Source organism: Leptospira yanagawae serovar Saopaulo str. Sao Paulo = ATCC 700523 (genome assembly GCF_000332475.2).
Classification (GTDB): domain Bacteria; phylum Spirochaetota; class Leptospiria; order Leptospirales; family Leptospiraceae; genus Leptospira_A; species Leptospira_A yanagawae.
On record NZ_AOGX02000015.1, the window covers coordinates 980536 to 999021 of the forward strand.

Here is an 18486-nt window from a genome sequence, read left to right on the forward strand (position 1 = left end):
ATGAAAGGAATGTGTTTTTTATGGCTCATTTCCTCTAATTCTTTTGCACTCGGTTTTCTTTCCCCGACAACCACTAAGTACAAGGATGGTAGGATCGTTAAAACAAGGCACATCGCAGAAAAGAGTCCACCTACAATTACCGTTGCAAGAGGTCTTTGTACATCGGATCCCACACCCGTTCCTAAAGTGGCGGGGATAAGACCAAGTAACGCCAGTAACATGGTCATTAACATAGGCCGTAATTGGATAACGGCAGCTTTTTTTACTGCAGCTTTTGTAGAAATATCTGGTTCTTCAATGAGGAGGTGATTGGTTCTGGAAACAAATAGAACACCTGCCATCGTCGCAATTCCAAATAGAGAGATGAATCCAACTCCTCCAGAAACGTTGAAGTAATACCCTCGAAGTAAGAGCGCATAAATTCCACCAAGTAAAGAAAGTGGAATACAAGCTAGTGCAACATAAACATACTTTAGGTTGCGGTATAAAAGGTACAATACACCGAAGATGATGAGTACTGTAATTGGGATAACAATTGCTAATTTTTTACCAACACGTGATAAGTTTTCATATTGCCCACCAAATCGTATTTCGTATCCATCAGGAAGTTTGATTTTTTTCTTCACTCTTTTTTGAAGTTCGGAAACAAATCCCCCTTGGTCGCGTCCCCGGATATTGGTACGGACAGTCACCACCCTTCTTCCTTCTTGGCGAAAGATCATCGTTGGTCCATCGATGACCTCAATATCTGCTAACTGAGATAAGGGGATCCTTTCTCCTTTTGGTGAAATGATGGGCATATTTTCAATCGCTTGTTTGGAGGCCCTGTAATCTTTTGAAAATCGAACTACAATTCCAAAACGTGCAGGAGTTTTGGGAGGGATATCAGATGGTCCTTCATACAATGTGCTGATCCTCTGCATACCAATGGCTGCTTCAATCATTTGTTGGATATCAATCACATTGATACCAAAACGTGCGGCTGCTTCCCGATTGATATTGATGGTAAGTTGAGGACTTTCTGCTTCTTGTTCAATCCCGTACTCACTAGCACCCTTCATCTCTTTGATCTCTTTGAGTACTTCGTTTCCGATCCCTCTCATGATTTTGAGATCATTACCAGAGACAAATACTGCAAGGTCAGCAATTGTTCCCATAATCGCTTCTGACAAATTGTCCATAATTGGTTGAGAAAAACTAATCCTTGCTCCCGGTAGAGTCGCCTCTAAATCATTTTTCATCCGGAGTAATAGCTCTTGTTTTGTGATTTTTTCTTTCCACTTACTATAATCTTTTAATCCGATTAAGACCTCTAAACGGTTAGGTGGGAGAGGGTCAGTCCCATCATCATTTCTTCCTAATTGTGAAATGACAACGCTCACTTGCTCATTTTTATAAACAGTTTGCCGAATTTTTGGCATAAACTTTCTTGCTTCAGGTAACGAAATTCCTACTGGAAAAAAGATACGGATGTTAAATCCACCTTCATCCATTTCAGGTAAAAATTCTGTTCCTAATGAAAACATACCAATCGCAAGAAAAATTGTTACGACACTGAATGTATAACGCACAGCTTTTTTAGATCGATCTACAATAAATTCAATCAATCGTTTGTAACGAACTTCGATCCAATCATAAAATGGATTGTGCCATTCAATTGGTCCTGGGTTCTTAGATTCAAAATAATGTTTATAAATGATGGACATGATCACAGGGATCACTGCCATCGCAAAGATTAGAGCACCTAATATGGCAAAGGAGATGGTAAATGCCATTGGTTTGAACAATCGTCCTTCTATCCGTTCAAAAGAAAAGATGGGAAGGTAGGCTAAAATAATGATTAAAATCGAAAATAGAATTTCTGTCCCTACTTCGGATGCAGCATCTCTCGTAAAGGCGAGTATACCATGTGATTTTTCTTCTGGTGTGGCATCACGATAACGCCGCATGATATTTTCCACCATGATAACGGCCCCATCGACAATGATCCCAAAGTCAATCGCACCAAGAGAAAGTAAACTGGCAGGAATCCCTGTCATGTTCATAAGTAAAAACGCAAACAACATGGCAAAAGGAATGGTTGCCACAACAACAAGTGATGCCCTAACACTTCCGATAAAAAATATTAAAACCAAACTTACGACAACAACTCCTTCCACCAAAGTTTTACCGATGGTACGTAAGGTATAATTGACTAGGTCTGTTCGGTCATAAGTGTTTCGAAGTTGTACTCCTTTCGGAAGGTAGTTATCATTGATTTCTTTTACTTTTTCGCGGATTCGTTCTCCCATTTCATTTGGATCACCCCATCGACGCATCGCCACCAAACCTTGCACAGATGAATCTACATCTATGAGTCCTTCCTCATCGTTTTGGATGGTATAACCTAAAACACCACTTGGGATGGGATGAGAAATCTCAACAGAACCTAAATCACGAATGAAGACAGGAACTCCATTCACTGTTTTCACAACAATGTTTTCAATGTGTTTAGGATCGCGAATGGCACCAAGGGAACGTATCGGAAAACCTTGTTCACCCTGAAGGAGTAAATTTCCACCCGTATTCAAATTGTTTTCTTGGATGGCTCTGATCACATCGCCAATCGTTAATTTGTATCGAATGAGTTTATCGGGAGATGTGACAACATGGTATTGTTTTGGTAAACCACCAAATGTAACCACATCGGCAATTCCTGGAATTTGTAACATCTTAGGCATCACGATCCAATCTTGGATGGTTCGCAATTCCATCGGTGTATGGTTTTCGGATGACTCTAATACATAACGATAGATCTCACCAACAGGTGAGCTCATTGGTCCTAATGCTGGATGTACATCTTCTGGTAAATCAGCGTCAGCAACTCGTTCCATAAGACGCATTCGTGCAAAATAATCATCGGTTCCATCTTCAAAAACAAATTGGAACACAACTAATCCATTGATGGTTCTAGACCTTCGGACAGCAACTTTTGGAATTGCGTTTAATACACGTTCAATGGGAAGAGTAACTCTTTCTTCAACTTCAACTGCAGCTTTTCCTGGGAATTTAGCAATGAGTCGTACTTGAGTGTCTGCAATGTCCGAATAAGCTTCTTTACGAATGTCGATCCAAGCCCAAATACCAAATAAAACGGCTACGATGGCTGCTATGATCGTGGTGACACGATTTTTTAAAGCTGTTTCTATTAAATCTTTAATCATGATATTCCCTCGTATTGAAGAGGTAACCCATCTGTAATAATAATTGTGGGTTTCGGTAGTCACCTTGTCCAATTCCTCCACCTAACTGAAGGAAGAAATTGCCAAGTAAGAAATCATAAGTGAGACCAATGTATCTTTGAGTGAGATGCACTTTTTGCCTCTCACGGCTTTCATATTCAAGAAAGGTTGCTACATTGGAATCAATCGAATTGATATAGGACCGAATGAGTAGATCTTCTTGTGTTGGATCTCTTCGATTGTATCCTGGAACATTTACTCCTGTTGGATAAGATGATTGTCCTCCGCGTCCAACCTCAGGAGCAAATGGATTCACTTCAAAATATCCACCTACAATTGATATACTGTGGGAGATAACTGGTGTTTTCCAAAAGGTATAACCCAAATCAATTTGACCCCCTTTCCATTGTGGTCCCCAAACACCACCTGATCCTCGTAATACGATATCTTTCCAATAATAACCTAAATTGAAATTAATACTGGCAGGTGAACCAATGGAAGCACCATAAACCCAAAAATTAGTTGTTTTCGGTAATCGTTTTTCATCTAAACTTTTTGGGTTGAGAGTTTCATCAGCACCAAATGCCGAATCTTTTGAATCTGAAGGTGTCCATTCCGGTTTGATTTCGTTTCCGTTTTTATCCTTAGGATAAGGAGAAGTTTGCGAACTCAAATTGGTTCCAACAAAAAATAAAAAGAAGATTAAGAATAATTGATATTTCATCTTAAAACCCAAAACTTAATCCTTTGAGCAGAATGGAACCTTGGATCGCAACTTTTTCTCCAGGAGCCAGACCTTCAATGATATTCACTCGTTCTTTGGTTGAGATCCCAAGGACAACTTCTCGCCTTTTGAATGTGAGTGGTTTTTCTTCGACGAATACATAGTTTTTCCCTTCCACTGTAACAATTGCTGTGTAAGGTAAAACCACACTGTCCCCGCCAGTTTGTTCAGGAAATTTAACAACACCAAACATCCCTGGTTTCAAACGGTATTTATCGTTAACAACGATAATACGCATTTTTGCAGTTCTTGTGAGTGGATCTACGTTATCTCCGATGGCTTCTGCTGTTCCGATAAACTCTTCATCAGGAAAGGATGCAAAAACCACTTTGACTTTTTTTCCTTTTTTTAATGTAGAAATTTGTGATTCAGGAACATCAGTGATGATCCATGCTTTCAAACTTCCTGCCGTACTCAATTCACTTGGATTTAATCCTTGGGCGCGGAGTTTCCCTTCAAATTCAGCAAGTTCCGCTGCATCATTCCCTGCATCTGTTTCTGATTCCACCAAGTCTTTTTCCGTGGCTACACGATGTACAAACATGTCTTTGATACGACTTAAGTTTTTATTGGAACGATGGAGTTTGTTTTTGGCGTGGACATAACCAACATAAAGATCGTTTAACTCTGCCGATTCGAAGAGTATGATCCTTGCGCCATTACTTACAGAAGGAGAAGTGGAAGCAATGAGTCGTGCAGGAGCTTCCAAACTAACAAATTCACCTCCACCACCTATCACCGTTGATTTTACGATTTCAAGGCCTGGACTATTTGGTTTAAAGACAATACGAAGTCCATCATCGAATACTTCTGCTTTTTCCGGGTGTTTGTGAGCGGGTTTTGCAGATTTCGAAAAGACCAAAAATAAAATCGCGATAACGATTAAAACGACTCCGGAAATCAGGAGGATTTTTGCTTTTTGATTTAATGATTTTAATGTGATTAACATTTTATTCCTCAGTACTTGGCGAAGTTTGGTTTTCAGATTTTGGGATAAAGATACCTTTACCCACTGCATAGTTTACATTTTCAATGGCTTCCATACGATCCGTTTGGAGTTTTAACATCTCTACCACACTAGAACGATAGGTTTCAAAGAAGTCGGCAAACTCTAAGATTGTAATGTATTTCTTTTCATAACTCATGATCATATCTAAGGATAAACTTCCATAATCTTTAATATAAGCATCGATGAATCGTTTGTACAAAGCGTCTTTGATTCGTGCAGATTGATATGCAACAGCCACTTCATTTTCCACTTCCAAAATATTGTTCTTTAATTCTTGTTTGCGTACCAAAATTGCTTTTTCTGCAGCTTGGATATTCCCTTGGTTCCGATCGAATAGTGGAACACTGAGTTGTGCGGTGACTCCCCAATAATTTTGGAAGGCAGTACCACCTCTGTTATAAACTGGACCAAAAGATAAATCAGGTATTGCATTGGCATATTGTAATTCCAGATTTGCTTCTTCGTATCGAAGTGTTTGTAAGGCTTTTTTTAAATCAGGGCGATTTTCACGAGCAATCTCAACTAAATCTTCTAGTTTTACTGTGTTTGGAATGATGGCATCCAATTGCCTTTCATTGATTTTGGGGACAAATTCGACTCTTGCATCGCGATAGAGATCATCATTCACCAAAACTTTAAGTTCTGCTTCTTTTTCATAAACTTTAATGGCAAGGTCTTCTCTTTCTTTTTTTAAGAAAAAGAGAAGGGCTTTCAAACGTAAGTGTTCTGCTTGTAGGAGCGCTCTTCTTTTGTAAGCAAGTTCAGATGATTCGACAGTTTTTTCAATGGATGCAATACTTTGGTCATAAAAGACAACTGCCTTTTTATAAAAGTAAATTGTATAAAATGTCCTTCTTAATTTTGTGATAAGGGCTCTGGTTAAATCATAAAACTCTTGTTCTGAGATTTTTGCATTTAATTCAGCAACTTTCACACGTTTGTCGATCTTACCACCTAATAAAAAAACTTGTTGAACTTGGACTACGGATTGTCCTGAACGAGTGGTATCAAAGTACCTTTGGGTTGGTTCTGCATACACACTTTGGTCAATCGCAATGTTTGGGTTTGCATATAAATCTGCTTGTAAGATTCCAGCTTTTTTAACATCGATTTGAAATCGAGAGGCAATGAGTAATAAGTTGTTTTTCCAAAGAAGTGATTCAGCAGTTTCTAAATCAATTTCTTTGGAAAATTTTTGGTCATCAGGATACAAACTAGAACCAAGGGATGTCCTTGGATTTTCATCAGTTAATTGTCTCCGAAGTGCTTCACTTGCCTGTGCAACCTTCATTCCTTCTGAAAGAAGTGAGGTCACAAAAAAAAGCGATAGGTAGATACCTAATTTGTAATATACGTTCATAAGTTACCAAATTTTAAATTTTCTAAAGTGCAACGAATATGGGCATACTTCCACCCTGTTTGGTGAGCATACACGTCCTGATTCGTAAATGCCGAAAAAGGTTTATGCGAATGAGAGAGGAGGTGGAATGTTGAGTAGAAGAGAAGATAGAAGGTTGGGAAGGTTGATCCCGATAGAAAGTAAATCAATGTAAGAAACAATTAGATCTTCAGATAATTCATGACTTTTGTAATCATTGAAGAAATCTAAAAAATCTGCCCTAGAGCGACTGAGAGTTGCATTTTCGTCAATAGAAGTGATTTGAGGAACATCTATCGTGACATCTTCTGCAGAATCACTTACTTCTAGTTTGTTTGAATATGACTTTTTAATCTGTTGAAGATTTGCTTCAAAGTATTCGGAGACTGCATCTGATGTACAATCAAATGGGAAACCTACAGTTGCCACAAGGAGTAGCGCAATCAGTTTGTTTGACCAATGTCCCGTCATAATGTCCACAAATTCTTATTTAGGTCTGTACTCAATCTTAAAATCACGATTATTTTTTCGTATGAACCAATAAAGTCTACAATTTGCTCAGTTTCTAGGAGAGGAGACGAATGCATTCTCAAAAAAAAGACTGTCCAGAGAGAGAAAACACTCTGGTACAGTCTGGAAAGTTTTGGCAAATGAGAAACATTTCTATAGGAAATGAATATAAAAACATCCTGTGCCCCTAACGGGACACAGGTTAAAGCGGTAGAGAGGAGTTATACGGGTGGAGGTAGATTTAAGTACTGGTTGGAAAGGAGAAAGGAATCACACTGGGAGTCATTTTGTGAGCTCGTACTAAGTGTATGCCCCCAAACCCCTGTTATGCCTCTTCCATTCCAAGTGACAATGTCTTCTAAATCTTTTGTGCCAGTCCCTTCTTCCGAGGAGGAGGTAAGAGAAGAAAGCAAATGAGAACCTGAAAGTTGTGATTTTCCCGAAACTCGTGAGGATTTGGCCCCTCGAGTCCGGATCAGGACGTTTTCTTCCGAAAGGAAAGCACTGCCCAGAGAGAACGTAAGGAGTGTGACACCCAATATGTTTGTGATCTTTCTGAACATAGTTACAGTTTAGACGATCTCTGATTAAAATCTAGCATTTTTTTGGCGTTTGCTTATCAATTAAGCAGATCGACCAAAAAAAGTAAGAGTTTTGCAATCTGTTTGGATTTAGAGCACTTTTCCTGGATTGAGGATCCCTTTTGGGTCAAAGGCGGCTTTGATGGCTCGCATCGTGTCCAGTTCCCCTTGGGAACGTGAGAATCCTAAGTAATCCTTTTTCAAAAGCCCTATCCCATGTTCCGCCGAAATGGAACCTTTGTATTTCTGTATGAGTAGGAACATATCAGGGTCCACTTGTTTGCATTGTTTGAAAAAATCAGAGTCGGAAAGTTCTTTCGGTTTTACGATGTTGAGGTGGAGGTTCCCGTCTCCTATATGTCCAAAAAGGGCTATGGCAAATCCCTGGTATTGACTCGAAAGAAGGGCCGACATTTCATCTAAAAACGCCTCCATGTTCCGAAGTGGGAGAGAGATATCATTTTTATGAACTGTATAAGCAAGGGACAAAGACTCGGAAATCCCTTCTCTATATTTCCAGAAGGTTTCGTTTTGTCTGGAATTTTGTGCAATCGAACCATCGGAGATGAGTTCCTTTTCGGTGATGGATTCCAAGATGGAATAAAGTTTTTCCTCATCGGTTTCATTATTCACTTCAAATTCCATCAGAACATAATACTTGCTAGGCGATTGGAATGGGTCGGGAACTCCTAAATGTTCTTTTACTTTTTCTAAACAGTAGTCTGTCAAAAATTCAAATGCCAATAGCGGTAAATCAAAGTTATGTGTTTCTTTAAAAATTTCTAAAATATTTTTATATTCTGGGACTGCTAAAAAGATCACTCGAATGTCTTTGGGAGGTTTCGTGAGTTTGACAACTGCCTCTGTGATGATGCCAAGAGTCCCTTCTGATCCAATAAACAAATGTTTTAGGTCATATCCTGTATTGTTTTTTAAAATTTCACCATTAAAACGAAACACTTCACCTTTCCCCGTTACAACAGTAAGGCCTAATACCCAGTCTCGAATGAGACCATACCGTACAACACGTACACCGCCAGCATTTGTTGCAATGTTTCCTCCGATATGACTAGAACCAGTCGCCGCAAAATCAACGGGGAAATAAAATCCTCTTTCTTCCGCTTCCTTATGAAGGTTTTTTGTGATCATTCCAGCTTGGATCTGCAATGTGCCAAGGAAAGGATCAAAATCTAATACCTGGTTCATTTTGGAGAGAGAGATAACAATTTCTTCGTCTTTTGCAACAGCTCCACCTGCATATCCAGTTCGACCACCAGAAGGAACAATCGGAATTCCATTTTGGTAGGCATAGGATACAACATTGGCTACATCGTCTGTACTTTCCGGGAATACCAACACTTGGTAGTTAGGTGGGTATACTTTTGTGCGATCTGTACCATAAGAATTGAATAATGATTCATCCATCGTGCCATCATTTTTTTGGATGACTTTTTTTTCTCCGATGAGTTTCCCTAGTTCTATTTTTGTTTTTGTAAAATCCATTTTGGTTCCTTTAGATATCAACCATATCAATTTGAGAATTCACAGCTGGATCATCATCTCCAGGAGTGAGTCTTGTATAACTACCGTCTGATTCTAATACACGTGCTTGTGTATTGTCTCGGATCAAAAGTTCTAATATCTTACCGATTCGTTTTTTGTGTTTGTCTTGTAAGATGGGAAACATCACTTCGATGCGGCGAAGGAAGTTTCTTGGCATACAATCAGCAGAGGCCAAATACACTTCTGGTTTGCCACCATTCTCAAAACTATAAATCCTAGAATGTTCCAAATACCGGCCCACGATGGAACGAACATTAATTCGATCCGAAACCCCCGGAATTCCAGGGCGTAAACAACAGATTCCACGGATGATTAAGTCAATTTTAACGCCCGCTTGGGATGCTTCATAAAGTTTGAGGATCACATCTGGATCTACGAGAGAATTCATTTTAAAAATCACTCGAGCTTGTTTTCCCGCTTTGGCATTTTCAGTTTCCCTTTGGATGAGTCGTAAAAACTCTTCCTTTAAGAAAGTTGGTGCCGCATAAATTTTAGATAACCTTGGCATCTTACCGGAACTAGTGATGGTGTTGAAAAGGATGGCAACATCTTCCGTGATCTCAGGATTTGCTGTAAACAAACTGATATCCGTATAATACCTTGCTGTTGTGGAATTATAATTTCCGGTTCCGAGGTGGACATAACGATTGAGTTTGTCTTCTTCCCGACGAACAATGAGTAACATCTTACAGTGAATTTTAAGGCCAACTACTCCGTAGACAACGTGTACTCCACTATCTTCTAATTTTTTTGCCCAACGGATGTTTCGTTCTTCGTCAAATCTAGCTTTAAGTTCAACGAGGACAGTTACTTGTTTTCCATTTTCGGCGGCTTCACCTAAGTATTGTATAATGGGTGAATCCCCTGAGGTTCTGTACAATGTCATTTTGATTGCAAGAACTTTGGGATCTTGGCTTGCAATTTTTAACATATCTTCAATGGACTTAAAACTTTCGTACGGATGGTGGAGGAGGTGATCGTTTTTACGAATTTCAGAAAAAATCGATTCACTTTTTTTTGCTGCAAATCCTGATTTTGGAACTGGATAGGAAAACTTTAAATGGCTTGTTTTTTCCAGTCCTTGAAAGAACATCATGTCGTTTAAACTGAGTAAAGTGGGTATTTCCATCACTTGGTATTCTTCGAGTTCCAAAAGTCCTCGTAGAAGTTCTTTGATATGGCCGGCACCAGAGTGGACATCCAAACGAACTGCATCACCCCACATTCTATTTTTAAGTTCGTTTTTCATTGTAGTGAGGAGGTCACCAATGTTTTGTTCTTCGTTGATTGAGATATCAGCATCTCTTACAATTTTGAATGTATGAATTTGTTTTACATTCATTCCATAGAACAAGTCACCTAAGTGGAGTTTGATGATTTCTTCCAATGGAAAATACCTTCGGGTATCCGATTCTTGGTTAGGGGGCAGTTGTAAAAATCTAGGTAGTACACTTGGCACCTGGACAATTGCAAACAGTTCCTTCATCTTGTTTTTGTCATCATCAGAATAGAGAGTGATGCCTAAATTCAGTGTACGGTTCAAAATGTGGGGAAAAGGGTGAGACGGATCGATGGCAAGTGGTGTGAGAATAGAGGAAACTTCTCTTTTGTAATAGTTTTTTACAAATTGGATGTCATCCCCTGCCAGTTCACTTGGATCTTGCACCACAACAATTTTGTTTTCCTTCAGTTCGATTAAGATCTCATCTAAGGATTCATATTGTTTTTTGACAAATTGGCCAACTTTGGAATACAGTTCTGCGATGGTTTCAGAAGTTCGTTTTCCATTGAGGCTTTTTTCCTCAATCCCAGCATTTTTTAAATTGAGAAGCCCTGCCACTCGCACCATAAAAAACTCATCCAAATTGGACTCAGTGATGCATAAAAATTTAAGGCGTTCTAAAAGTGGATTTTCTTTATCAAAGGATTCTTCGAGTACGCGGTAATTGAAGTCGACCCAAGAAAGTTCGCGGTCGAAAAAGATATTTTGGTTCCCCAGTTCTATTTTTTCTGTAGGGTTAGCAGTCATAATTCTAGGATTTGGGAAGGAAAAAATTCTGTAAATTCCTAATCCTTTTGTAGAATTCGACGACACTAGATTCAGAGGGATTTGGGACGATATGCCAGCATACACCATGCCGGGTCTAATGACCGGGCAAAATACAAACGATATCGTTAAAAAACTGGTCGAATTGGAACGCCGGCCCATCAAACGTTGGGAAACCGAAAATGAATATGCCAAAATGCAGATTCAAATTTGGGGTGAAGTGAAAAATCTCACGACCAATTTGCAAACGAAAACAAGAGCCCTTGTTTCCTTTACCGCTCCCTTTGCCACTAAATCCGTTTCGTCCTCCGTAGAAGGAGTGATCACCGGGGAAGCTTCCCGTGCCGCAAAATCAGGAAACCGAGCACTTGAAATCATAGAGATGGCAAGTAAACACCAGTTATCTGGTGTTGAAATTGATACAGACATTCGTTTGCCGGAAGGTAGTTTTACTATTTATTCTGGGAAATCGAAAGAAACAGTGACGTTTCCTGGTGGTGGGCTTTCTGAATTTTCCAATGCCATTAAAAATATGGCGGGAAGTCTAATGGAAGCCTCCATCATCAAAATTGACAAAGATTCTTCTATCATCACATTAACGTCTGTTAAGACGGGCAAAAAAAACCAACTTCAGTTTTCTGATCCCAATGGAATTTTAAAACTTGCGGGCCTTGTGGGGGAAAATAAAACCCAGGCAGAAGATACAAAACAAATTCTCTCTTTGGATGGAACCAAAGCAAAGGCTTGGGACCTACCAAAATTCAAAAAATCTGAACTTGAAACCGATAAACTGACTCAAACCGAAGAAGGAATCTTTTTAAAACCAGATACTGCGTATACCATTCCCATTGCAGTCACTGAAATCAAAGAAAGAGCTTTTTTTGAAGTGGAAGTTGTGGGCGAAGCTCCAGCTGTGATGGAACTGGGAATGAGTTTTGAAAAAGAAGGAAGTGTAAGAAACAAATTCCTTCCCATCACGAAAACGGAATCAAAATACATTTTCCAAGCGGGGGACTTGGCAACTGACAAAAACCTAACAGGTATCATTCTTTCCAACGCAGCAACCACTCCAATCCAAATCAAATCGGTAACCCTTGTCACTCCCGAGGCTCCAGGCACTGCAGAACCTCTGAAAGTTTTACAAGAAGCAAAAGACCTCAAAATCAAAATTGATGGTGTTGAGATCACACGTGAAACAAACGAAGGGATTGCCGATGTATTGGAAGGAATTTCATTTAATGTCCATAAGGTGACAGAAGAACCAGTAACACTCAAAATCCATGTAGACCATGCAAAAGGATCTGCCCTCATCAAAGAATGGGTAGATGCCTATAACGAACTGATGAAATTTTCCAAAGAAATTACGTCCGTCGAAAAAAATGGAAAAATTTCAGATAAAAAGGAAAGTGATGATTCCAAAGCCACAGATATCTCAAGAGACTTTTGGGATAATAAATCCAAATCGGGTCTACTTGCTGGTGAAAATTCAATCTTAAGGCTGATTGCTTCTTTAAAAACAACTGCCAATTCCTATTACCCAGCTACCAAAGAACATGGTTTTCGAGTTTTGACAGACATTGGAATTTCCACAGGAGCTGTTGGTTCCAATTGGGAAAAAATCCAAGATGGGCTATTGCAGATTGACCAAGAAAAACTCATTTCAGTTTTATCTGAAAACCCTGACGGAGTGAGGGATCTATTTGCATCCGATCCAAATAACGATGCAAAGATGGAAGAAGGCGTTGGAATCAAGTTACTTGAAATTTTAAAACCATATAACCAATACGCTTCAGGAATTGTCACAAGTAAGGTAAAACTTTTAGAAGAAAGTGTAGCTGGTAATAATAAAAAAATCAAAGAACATGAGTCACATCTCATTAGCTTTGAATCCAAATTGAAACAACGTTTTCTCTACATGGAACAAGGTGTGGGAAAAAACAAATCAGTTGGAAATTACTTACAGAATAATATGTTTAGAGGGAACGGTGGAGAATGATGGATATTTTTATCAATGAACAACAATTAGATACTAAATTGGATGGTGAAACAAACCTTGGTCAAGTATTTGATCAAATCCAAAAATGGATCGAATCCAATGGTAAATACCTCCGTCATTTCACTGTAAATGGAAAAGAGCTCAATCGTTCTGATTTAGATTCTTTTGGAATCGATGAAACAGAACGTTTGGATTTATACGTTGGGGAAGAACTTGATGTCATCGAAGATAGCCTTGTCGAAGTAGACAATTATGTCGACAAAGTAGGTTCTACACTTGTAGGTCGTGATTCATTAACAGAAAAAGAAGCGGAAGATTTAAAAGAAGGAATCCCTTGGATCATTTCCATGATTCGCACTACCACTAAACTTTTAAACCTCAATCTAAACCTCATCCAACCCATGGGGAAAGGGAAAAACGTCGAAGAAATTTTAACTTCATTACAAACTGGGGCCTTAATCCTTGATTCTACAAAAGCAATAGAATCCTTTTTAGAAGACCTTCGCGATGTAAAATTGTTTTTAATGGATCTAAGCACAAGACTTGCTGTGATGCGACTTGATGAATCCGAACTGATTGAAATCATTTCTCGTTTTGTAAACGAAAAAGACAAAGTGATAAAAGATTTTATGTTAGTGAATGAAAATTTCCAATCAGGAAAAGATCACCTTGCATCTGAAATATTAAACGATGCAGTAGGTCGGTTAACAGGCCTTATGTCCGCGTTAGTATCAATCCAAACACGGCACACAGAACTTGATTGGCAAACCTTGTCATTTGAAGATAAAAAACTTTCGGATTTGGTTGGCGAACTAAACGTAACACTTTCCAATATTGCACAAGCGATGGAAAAAAATGACATCGTGTATGCAGGAGATATTTTGGAATACGAATTACCAGAAATTTTGGAGTCACTAGTTCCGTTCCTCTCCCTAGTCTTAGAGAAAGTGACAGTTTAAATTTTTTCTTTTTGGGGGATTTGGTTTGCGAACCAATACCCCAATCCAAACAAAACACCCACACCAAATACAAGACTCCCCCAAATTAAATTTAAATTCCAACCAAGGGATTTTCCATACATCGGATCGCCATCCGTCAGATACCCATGTCCCATTAAAATGGATCCTAAAATCAGAAACAATGCAGAAAGGATTGATGATAAAGAAATCATACAAAAATAGTAACAACCTTTGCTATGTTGACAAGCCATAATTCTTAACCAAACCGTTGACAGAAGGAATTGGATTCGTTTCACTTTCCGATATGGCTTTATTTTTAGATTTGGACAATACTCTTTTGCCTTCGAAAGAAGCATACACCTATGCCATCTCACAATGTGCAGAAGACTGGCGAGAACGCGGGTTAGGTGGTAATTTTCTGGAGTTGTATGAATCTGCAAGAAAACAAGTAAAATCACAACTCAAACACCATAGTTCGAATCGTTTGCGTTTGTTATGTTTTAAATTGGTTTGGGAGATGTTACGATCGAATGATGCTCGTCAAAACTCTGAAAAATTAAAAAATCCTTCCAGCGATTCACAAAATTCAATGATAAGTCATGGATTCCAAACCGAAGACATCCAAGATATCCTTTGGATGGAAGAACGGTATTTTTTTCACTTTTTACAATTTTATGCAGAAGAGAAAAAGAAAGAAAGTTACGAAAAATTATTATTCCCACTTTTAGTTTCTCTTTCAAAAGAATTTCCGATTTACCTCACGACAAATGAAACCCTACGTACCCAACTTTTGAAAGCCCAAGGGTTTTTACCAAAAGGGTTTCGTTTTACACTCATCACGTCTGAGGAAGTGGGATTTGAAAAACCAACAAAAGAATTTTTCCAGTATGTGATTGGTAAGGCTCGTGAAAAACCAACGGACTGTATTTTAGTTGGAGACAATTGGGAGGATGATATCATCGGCGCAAGTTCTTTTGGGATATCATGTATCCATATCCCTGAAATGTGGGGTGATGGTGACGGTATAAAAGAAATCAATGAGGCTCAGGAATCCATTGGAGGAAATGGTGGAGGTTTGGGCCCAAGTCCAAAAAATATTTGGCGAGCTCCCAATATCATTTCCGGTTTAACCCATGCTAGGTCATGGCTTCTTAAGCGTCAAAAATAGGGTATTGTTCCAGTTGATTGATTTGAAGCTAAGAGTAAACACAAGTTTGGTGAAGTAATAATAGGCTAACTTCACATAAACGGCCAGTTTACTTTTGCTACCTGACACCGATAAAATTGGCATAAGGACTTTGTATTCTGGATTTGTGAATCCACATTGTTTGCCAAGTTCCGCCAAAGTAGACATTTTGTAATTGTTCACATGGTCTTTTGCTTCTAGATAATGAACTCCTTCTTTCATCCCTTTTAATTTTACCTTGAGGTTTGCTTTTGCCAATTGGATAGGGAAGTTTGGTGTTTGTAAAAACAAAACCCCACCAGGTTTTAAAAGACTATGTAAATATGTGAGTAATGAATGAGGTTTTGGAATGTGTTCGATCACATCCCACAGAGTGATGATGTCAAAACTTTCTTTTGGTAGTTTGGAATCTTGTACGAGTCCGGCATATACCGTTTTCATTCCATTTTGTTCGTTTGCAAATTTTACTGCTTGTTTGGAGATCTCATACCCAACCGCCGACCAACCTGGTTTGTTTGTGAGGACCGCTTTCACAAAAAAACCTAACCCACAACCCACATCCAAAAGATTCCCTTTTGGTTCTTTTAGATAGGTTCCTATAAAATCGGAATACACGGCCCTGTGTGCGTTGTCCCACCATTCCAAATCATACGTTTGTTCTGCGCCGTCCCAATACCCTTCGTAGTGTTCTTCTTGTTCATAAGACGAATAAACATGGCCACAATTTTGGCATTCCAAGATGGGGGTTCCATTTTCATTAAAAACAGTTTTGGACTGGGTAGAGTGGCAAAGGATACAAGATTTCATGTTCGATTCTGTCAGTCTAATCCATAGGAACAAGGGTCAAACTAAAAATCCTTGATACGACTTGCCAAGTAGGGTCACCAAAAAATCATTGGGTGTAAGAGAGGAACCGATGAAAATCAACTTCACCAAAATGGAAGGGATCGGAAACGACTACGTATACATTGATGCTACGAAAAACGATATCCGTCTCACTCCCGAACAAATCCAAAAACTATCTGACCGCAATTTTGGAATCGGTGGCGATGGTGTGATTTTCATTCGAAATTCCAACTCTGGTGAATTCCAAATGGATATGTACAACTCCGATGGGAGTTCATCGGAAATGTGTGGGAATGGAGTTCGTTGTGTGGGAAAATTTGTGTATGACCATGGACTTACCAAAAACCAAAAACCCACCATTGAAACAGGAAAAGGAGTTCTCACATTAGATTTAAAAACAGGAACAAGTGGTAAAGTGGATATGGTGACTGTGGATATGGGAGAACCCATCCTCAAACCATCCCTAGTTCCGATTGTTTGGCCAGGAGAAGATCCGGTCATCAACCAAGTTATCGAAGTCCAAGGGAAACAATATCATTTTACGGCTGTTAGTATGGGAAATCCACATTGTGTCATTTATGTAGATGATGCGGATACTTTTCCTGTTAGAGAAATTGGCCCACTCATCGAGAACCATCCATTATTCCCAAGAAGAGTGAATGTTGAATTTGTATCCATCAAAGGAAAAGACCATCTTTACCAAAGGACCTGGGAACGTGGAACGGGAGAAACCTTAGCATGTGGAACGGGAGCATGTGCCGTCACAGTTGCTTCCATCCTCAATGGAAAAACCGGACGTTCTGTACGGATTGATTTACGTGGCGGAACTCTAAACATTGAATGGAAAGACAGTGGTTCTGTGATGATGACAGGTCCTGCAAGAGAAGTTTTTTCGGGAGAAGTGGAGATTTAGGGGGAACAACCTTGCAAATTTTTATTGAATCGCTTTGATATTGCGTTATTGCGATTCAGTCAAAAAGTGTTTTTTCCTTTTGCAAAATTTCCTTTATTTGCTTTTCAAGAATAGGGATTTTGTTATTAACAAGATCCCAAACAATTTCATAATCTACAATAAAATAACCATGGATTAAATGATTCCTCGTTGCCGAAAATTTCCGCCACTCTGGCTCAGGATATTTTTTCTTAAAAGTATCGGAAAGTTTGTTAGAGGCTTCACCTATGATTTCAATACTTCGCACAAATGCTCGTTTTAAAAACATTGTTTTCTAGAAATAGAATCTCATTGGTATTTGCTAATTCATTTTTGATAAATAGAATTTCAGCATAAATATGTTTGATGTATTCAATGTCAGACTTCAATTAAGACTGACTCACTTTCTACCGAATTTTTAAAAGCACCTGAAATAGAATCTGCAGTCAGAAGATCAACTTTTACATCAAAGAGATCTTCCAATAGAAAAGTTAGTTCAATGTAATTATCAAAACTTTTCATTCCAGGTTTGAACTTAACTAGGAAATCAATATCACTATTTTGGCCTGCTTCATTTCTTGCGACAGACCCAAAAAGATGAATGGTCTCAACTCCAAAAGAATCTAACTCCTTTTTGTAACTTTTTAAGGAAGTCTGAATTTTGTTGGAATCTAGAGATTCAACTTTCGCCATATTTAGAAATTTGTCTATTTTCAGTAAAAGTCAAGTGATTGAATGTATGTACAGTTGGATTATTTTTTTAAATAATCTACTTTTTGTAATTCACCCATTCGACGTTTCGTCTCATCGGAAACGGCCACCATCCCTTTGTCGAGCGGTAAGTGGGCATAGTCCTCATACTTGATCACTTCACCAAACACAACATTGATTTTTTTATACACCACTCTTCGTTTGATGTCACAAACTTCTTTTGGCATTCCCATAAAGGCGCGCACAAGTGGTGGGATGGGATAATCGGTAATGGTTTCTTCTTCGGGGATGATGACAGAAGGTAAGATGTCCACTTTGTTCCGCAAACTAAAGGCCGCAAAGCCAGTGTGGAAATTTGCAAGTGGCGCGGAAAAATCATTTTTCACCATGTAGTCATGGCCTTCCGGAAAAATCCCAAGCACATCTCCATTTTTGAAGACTTGTTGCACCTTTTTGATACTTGCCATTGAAATGTTTCCGTCAATGGCCATGGGTATGGTTCCTGTTTTTTCGACAAAGTCTTTGAAAAGGGGAATCCTTGTAGTGTATTCGGCGGCAATCCAAGAGATGAATCTTGGAAACACAGATCCAATGACAAACGGATCCATATCACTGCGATGGTTACAAGTTAGGATCAGTTTGCCTGTGGGGACAATGTTATGGTATCCGTAAACCGTTGTGTTCACAGCCAAATTAAAAAACGGAGTGACAAATTTTTTGATGTTCTCGACGTTTTTTTTGGCTTGGTCTACGGTATTTTCCAT

Annotated in this window: 15 protein-coding genes and 2 pseudogenes; 4 read left to right on the forward strand and 13 right to left on the reverse strand. The window is 38.9% G+C overall.

Features of this window, described 5'->3' with window-relative positions:
• Positions 1 to 53 precede the first annotated feature (53 nt).
• The 8 genes and pseudogenes from LEP1GSC202_RS08365 to ppk1 all read right to left on the reverse strand — a co-directional run.
• Positions 54 to 3203, reverse strand: a pseudogene (locus tag LEP1GSC202_RS08365) (efflux RND transporter permease subunit); the annotation flags it as partial.
• Entirely contained in the window at positions 3196 to 3945 is a 750-nt protein-coding gene (locus tag LEP1GSC202_RS08370; protein ID WP_015676824.1) for a hypothetical protein, read from the reverse strand. The gene LEP1GSC202_RS08370 and the pseudogene LEP1GSC202_RS08365, both read right to left, overlap by 8 nt.
• A 1-nt stretch (position 3946) precedes the next feature.
• On the reverse strand, positions 3947 to 4954 hold the full coding sequence (locus LEP1GSC202_RS08375) for an efflux RND transporter periplasmic adaptor subunit (RefSeq protein WP_015676686.1): 1008 nt from the start codon (positions 4952 to 4954) through the stop codon (positions 3947 to 3949).
• Position 4955: 1 nt separating this feature from the next.
• On the reverse strand, positions 4956 to 6374 hold the full coding sequence (locus tag LEP1GSC202_RS08380) for a TolC family protein (protein WP_015677436.1): 1419 nt from the start codon (positions 6372 to 6374) through the stop codon (positions 4956 to 4958).
• 102 nt (positions 6375 to 6476) lie between these two features.
• Positions 6477 to 6863, reverse strand: coding sequence for a hypothetical protein (locus LEP1GSC202_RS08385; RefSeq protein ID WP_015676873.1), 387 nt, complete (start codon positions 6861 to 6863; stop codon positions 6477 to 6479).
• Between the two features lie 260 nt (positions 6864 to 7123).
• Positions 7124 to 7465: a hypothetical protein gene (locus LEP1GSC202_RS08390; RefSeq protein WP_039928403.1), complete on the reverse strand. Its 342-nt coding sequence runs from the start codon at positions 7463 to 7465 to the stop codon at positions 7124 to 7126.
• Between the two features lie 108 nt (positions 7466 to 7573).
• Positions 7574 to 8986, reverse strand: a complete 1413-nt coding sequence (locus LEP1GSC202_RS08395; RefSeq protein ID WP_015677603.1) for an FAD-binding oxidoreductase — start codon at positions 8984 to 8986, stop codon at positions 7574 to 7576.
• 10 nt (positions 8987 to 8996) lie between these two features.
• The gene (ppk1, locus tag LEP1GSC202_RS08400) at positions 8997 to 11075 is read right to left on the reverse strand and encodes a polyphosphate kinase 1 (RefSeq protein WP_244147671.1); all 2079 of its coding nucleotides are present in this window, start codon (positions 11073 to 11075) and stop codon (positions 8997 to 8999) included.
• Between the two features lie 91 nt (positions 11076 to 11166).
• Between ppk1 and fliD the strand changes: the two genes are divergently transcribed.
• Both fliD and LEP1GSC202_RS08410 read left to right on the forward strand, forming a co-directional pair.
• On the forward strand, positions 11167 to 13089 hold the full coding sequence (gene fliD, locus LEP1GSC202_RS08405) for a flagellar filament capping protein FliD (protein ID WP_015677218.1): 1923 nt from the start codon (positions 11167 to 11169) through the stop codon (positions 13087 to 13089).
• On the forward strand, positions 13086 to 14048 hold the full coding sequence (locus tag LEP1GSC202_RS08410; protein ID WP_051125302.1) for a hypothetical protein: 963 nt from the start codon (positions 13086 to 13088) through the stop codon (positions 14046 to 14048). Before fliD ends, LEP1GSC202_RS08410 begins: the two co-directional genes overlap by 4 nt.
• Here LEP1GSC202_RS08410 and LEP1GSC202_RS08415 read toward each other — a convergent pair.
• Positions 14045 to 14260 (reverse strand): hypothetical protein, encoded by a 216-nt coding sequence (locus LEP1GSC202_RS08415; RefSeq protein ID WP_015676449.1) that lies wholly within the window; start codon positions 14258 to 14260, stop codon positions 14045 to 14047. The two genes, LEP1GSC202_RS08410 and LEP1GSC202_RS08415, sit on opposite strands and share 4 nt — an antisense overlap.
• 92 nt (positions 14261 to 14352) lie before the next feature.
• Here LEP1GSC202_RS08415 and LEP1GSC202_RS08420 point away from each other — a divergent pair, with 92 nt between their 5' ends.
• Positions 14353 to 15216 carry an HAD family hydrolase gene (locus tag LEP1GSC202_RS08420; protein ID WP_039928696.1) on the forward strand — a complete coding sequence of 288 codons (864 nt, stop codon included), beginning with the start codon at positions 14353 to 14355 and terminating at the stop codon, positions 15214 to 15216.
• On the opposite strand, the gene LEP1GSC202_RS08425 is transcribed toward LEP1GSC202_RS08420, so the two are convergent.
• A complete protein-coding gene (locus LEP1GSC202_RS08425) occupies positions 15190 to 16041 on the reverse strand; it encodes a class I SAM-dependent methyltransferase (RefSeq protein ID WP_039928406.1) in 852 nt (283 codons plus the stop codon). The genes LEP1GSC202_RS08420 and LEP1GSC202_RS08425 overlap by 27 nt on opposite strands.
• 109 nt (positions 16042 to 16150) lie before the next feature.
• Here LEP1GSC202_RS08425 and dapF point away from each other — a divergent pair, with 109 nt between their 5' ends.
• Positions 16151 to 16993 carry a diaminopimelate epimerase gene (dapF, locus tag LEP1GSC202_RS08430; protein ID WP_015677225.1) on the forward strand — a complete coding sequence of 281 codons (843 nt, stop codon included), beginning with the start codon at positions 16151 to 16153 and terminating at the stop codon, positions 16991 to 16993.
• Between the two features lie 55 nt (positions 16994 to 17048).
• Here the strand turns inward: dapF and LEP1GSC202_RS08435 are convergent.
• The 3 genes and pseudogenes from LEP1GSC202_RS08435 to LEP1GSC202_RS08445 all read right to left on the reverse strand — a co-directional run bounded on the left by LEP1GSC202_RS08435 (position 17049) and on the right by LEP1GSC202_RS08445 (position 18486).
• A pseudogene (locus tag LEP1GSC202_RS08435) lies at positions 17049 to 17400 on the reverse strand (HepT-like ribonuclease domain-containing protein).
• Positions 17390 to 17704: a nucleotidyltransferase family protein gene (locus LEP1GSC202_RS08440; RefSeq protein ID WP_015676942.1), complete on the reverse strand. Its 315-nt coding sequence runs from the start codon at positions 17702 to 17704 to the stop codon at positions 17390 to 17392. Before LEP1GSC202_RS08440 ends, LEP1GSC202_RS08435 begins: the two are co-directional and overlap by 11 nt.
• A 59-nt stretch (positions 17705 to 17763) precedes the next feature.
• Complete coding sequence (locus LEP1GSC202_RS08445) at positions 17764 to 18486, reverse strand: lysophospholipid acyltransferase family protein (protein WP_015676918.1); 723 nt, start codon at positions 18484 to 18486, stop codon at positions 17764 to 17766.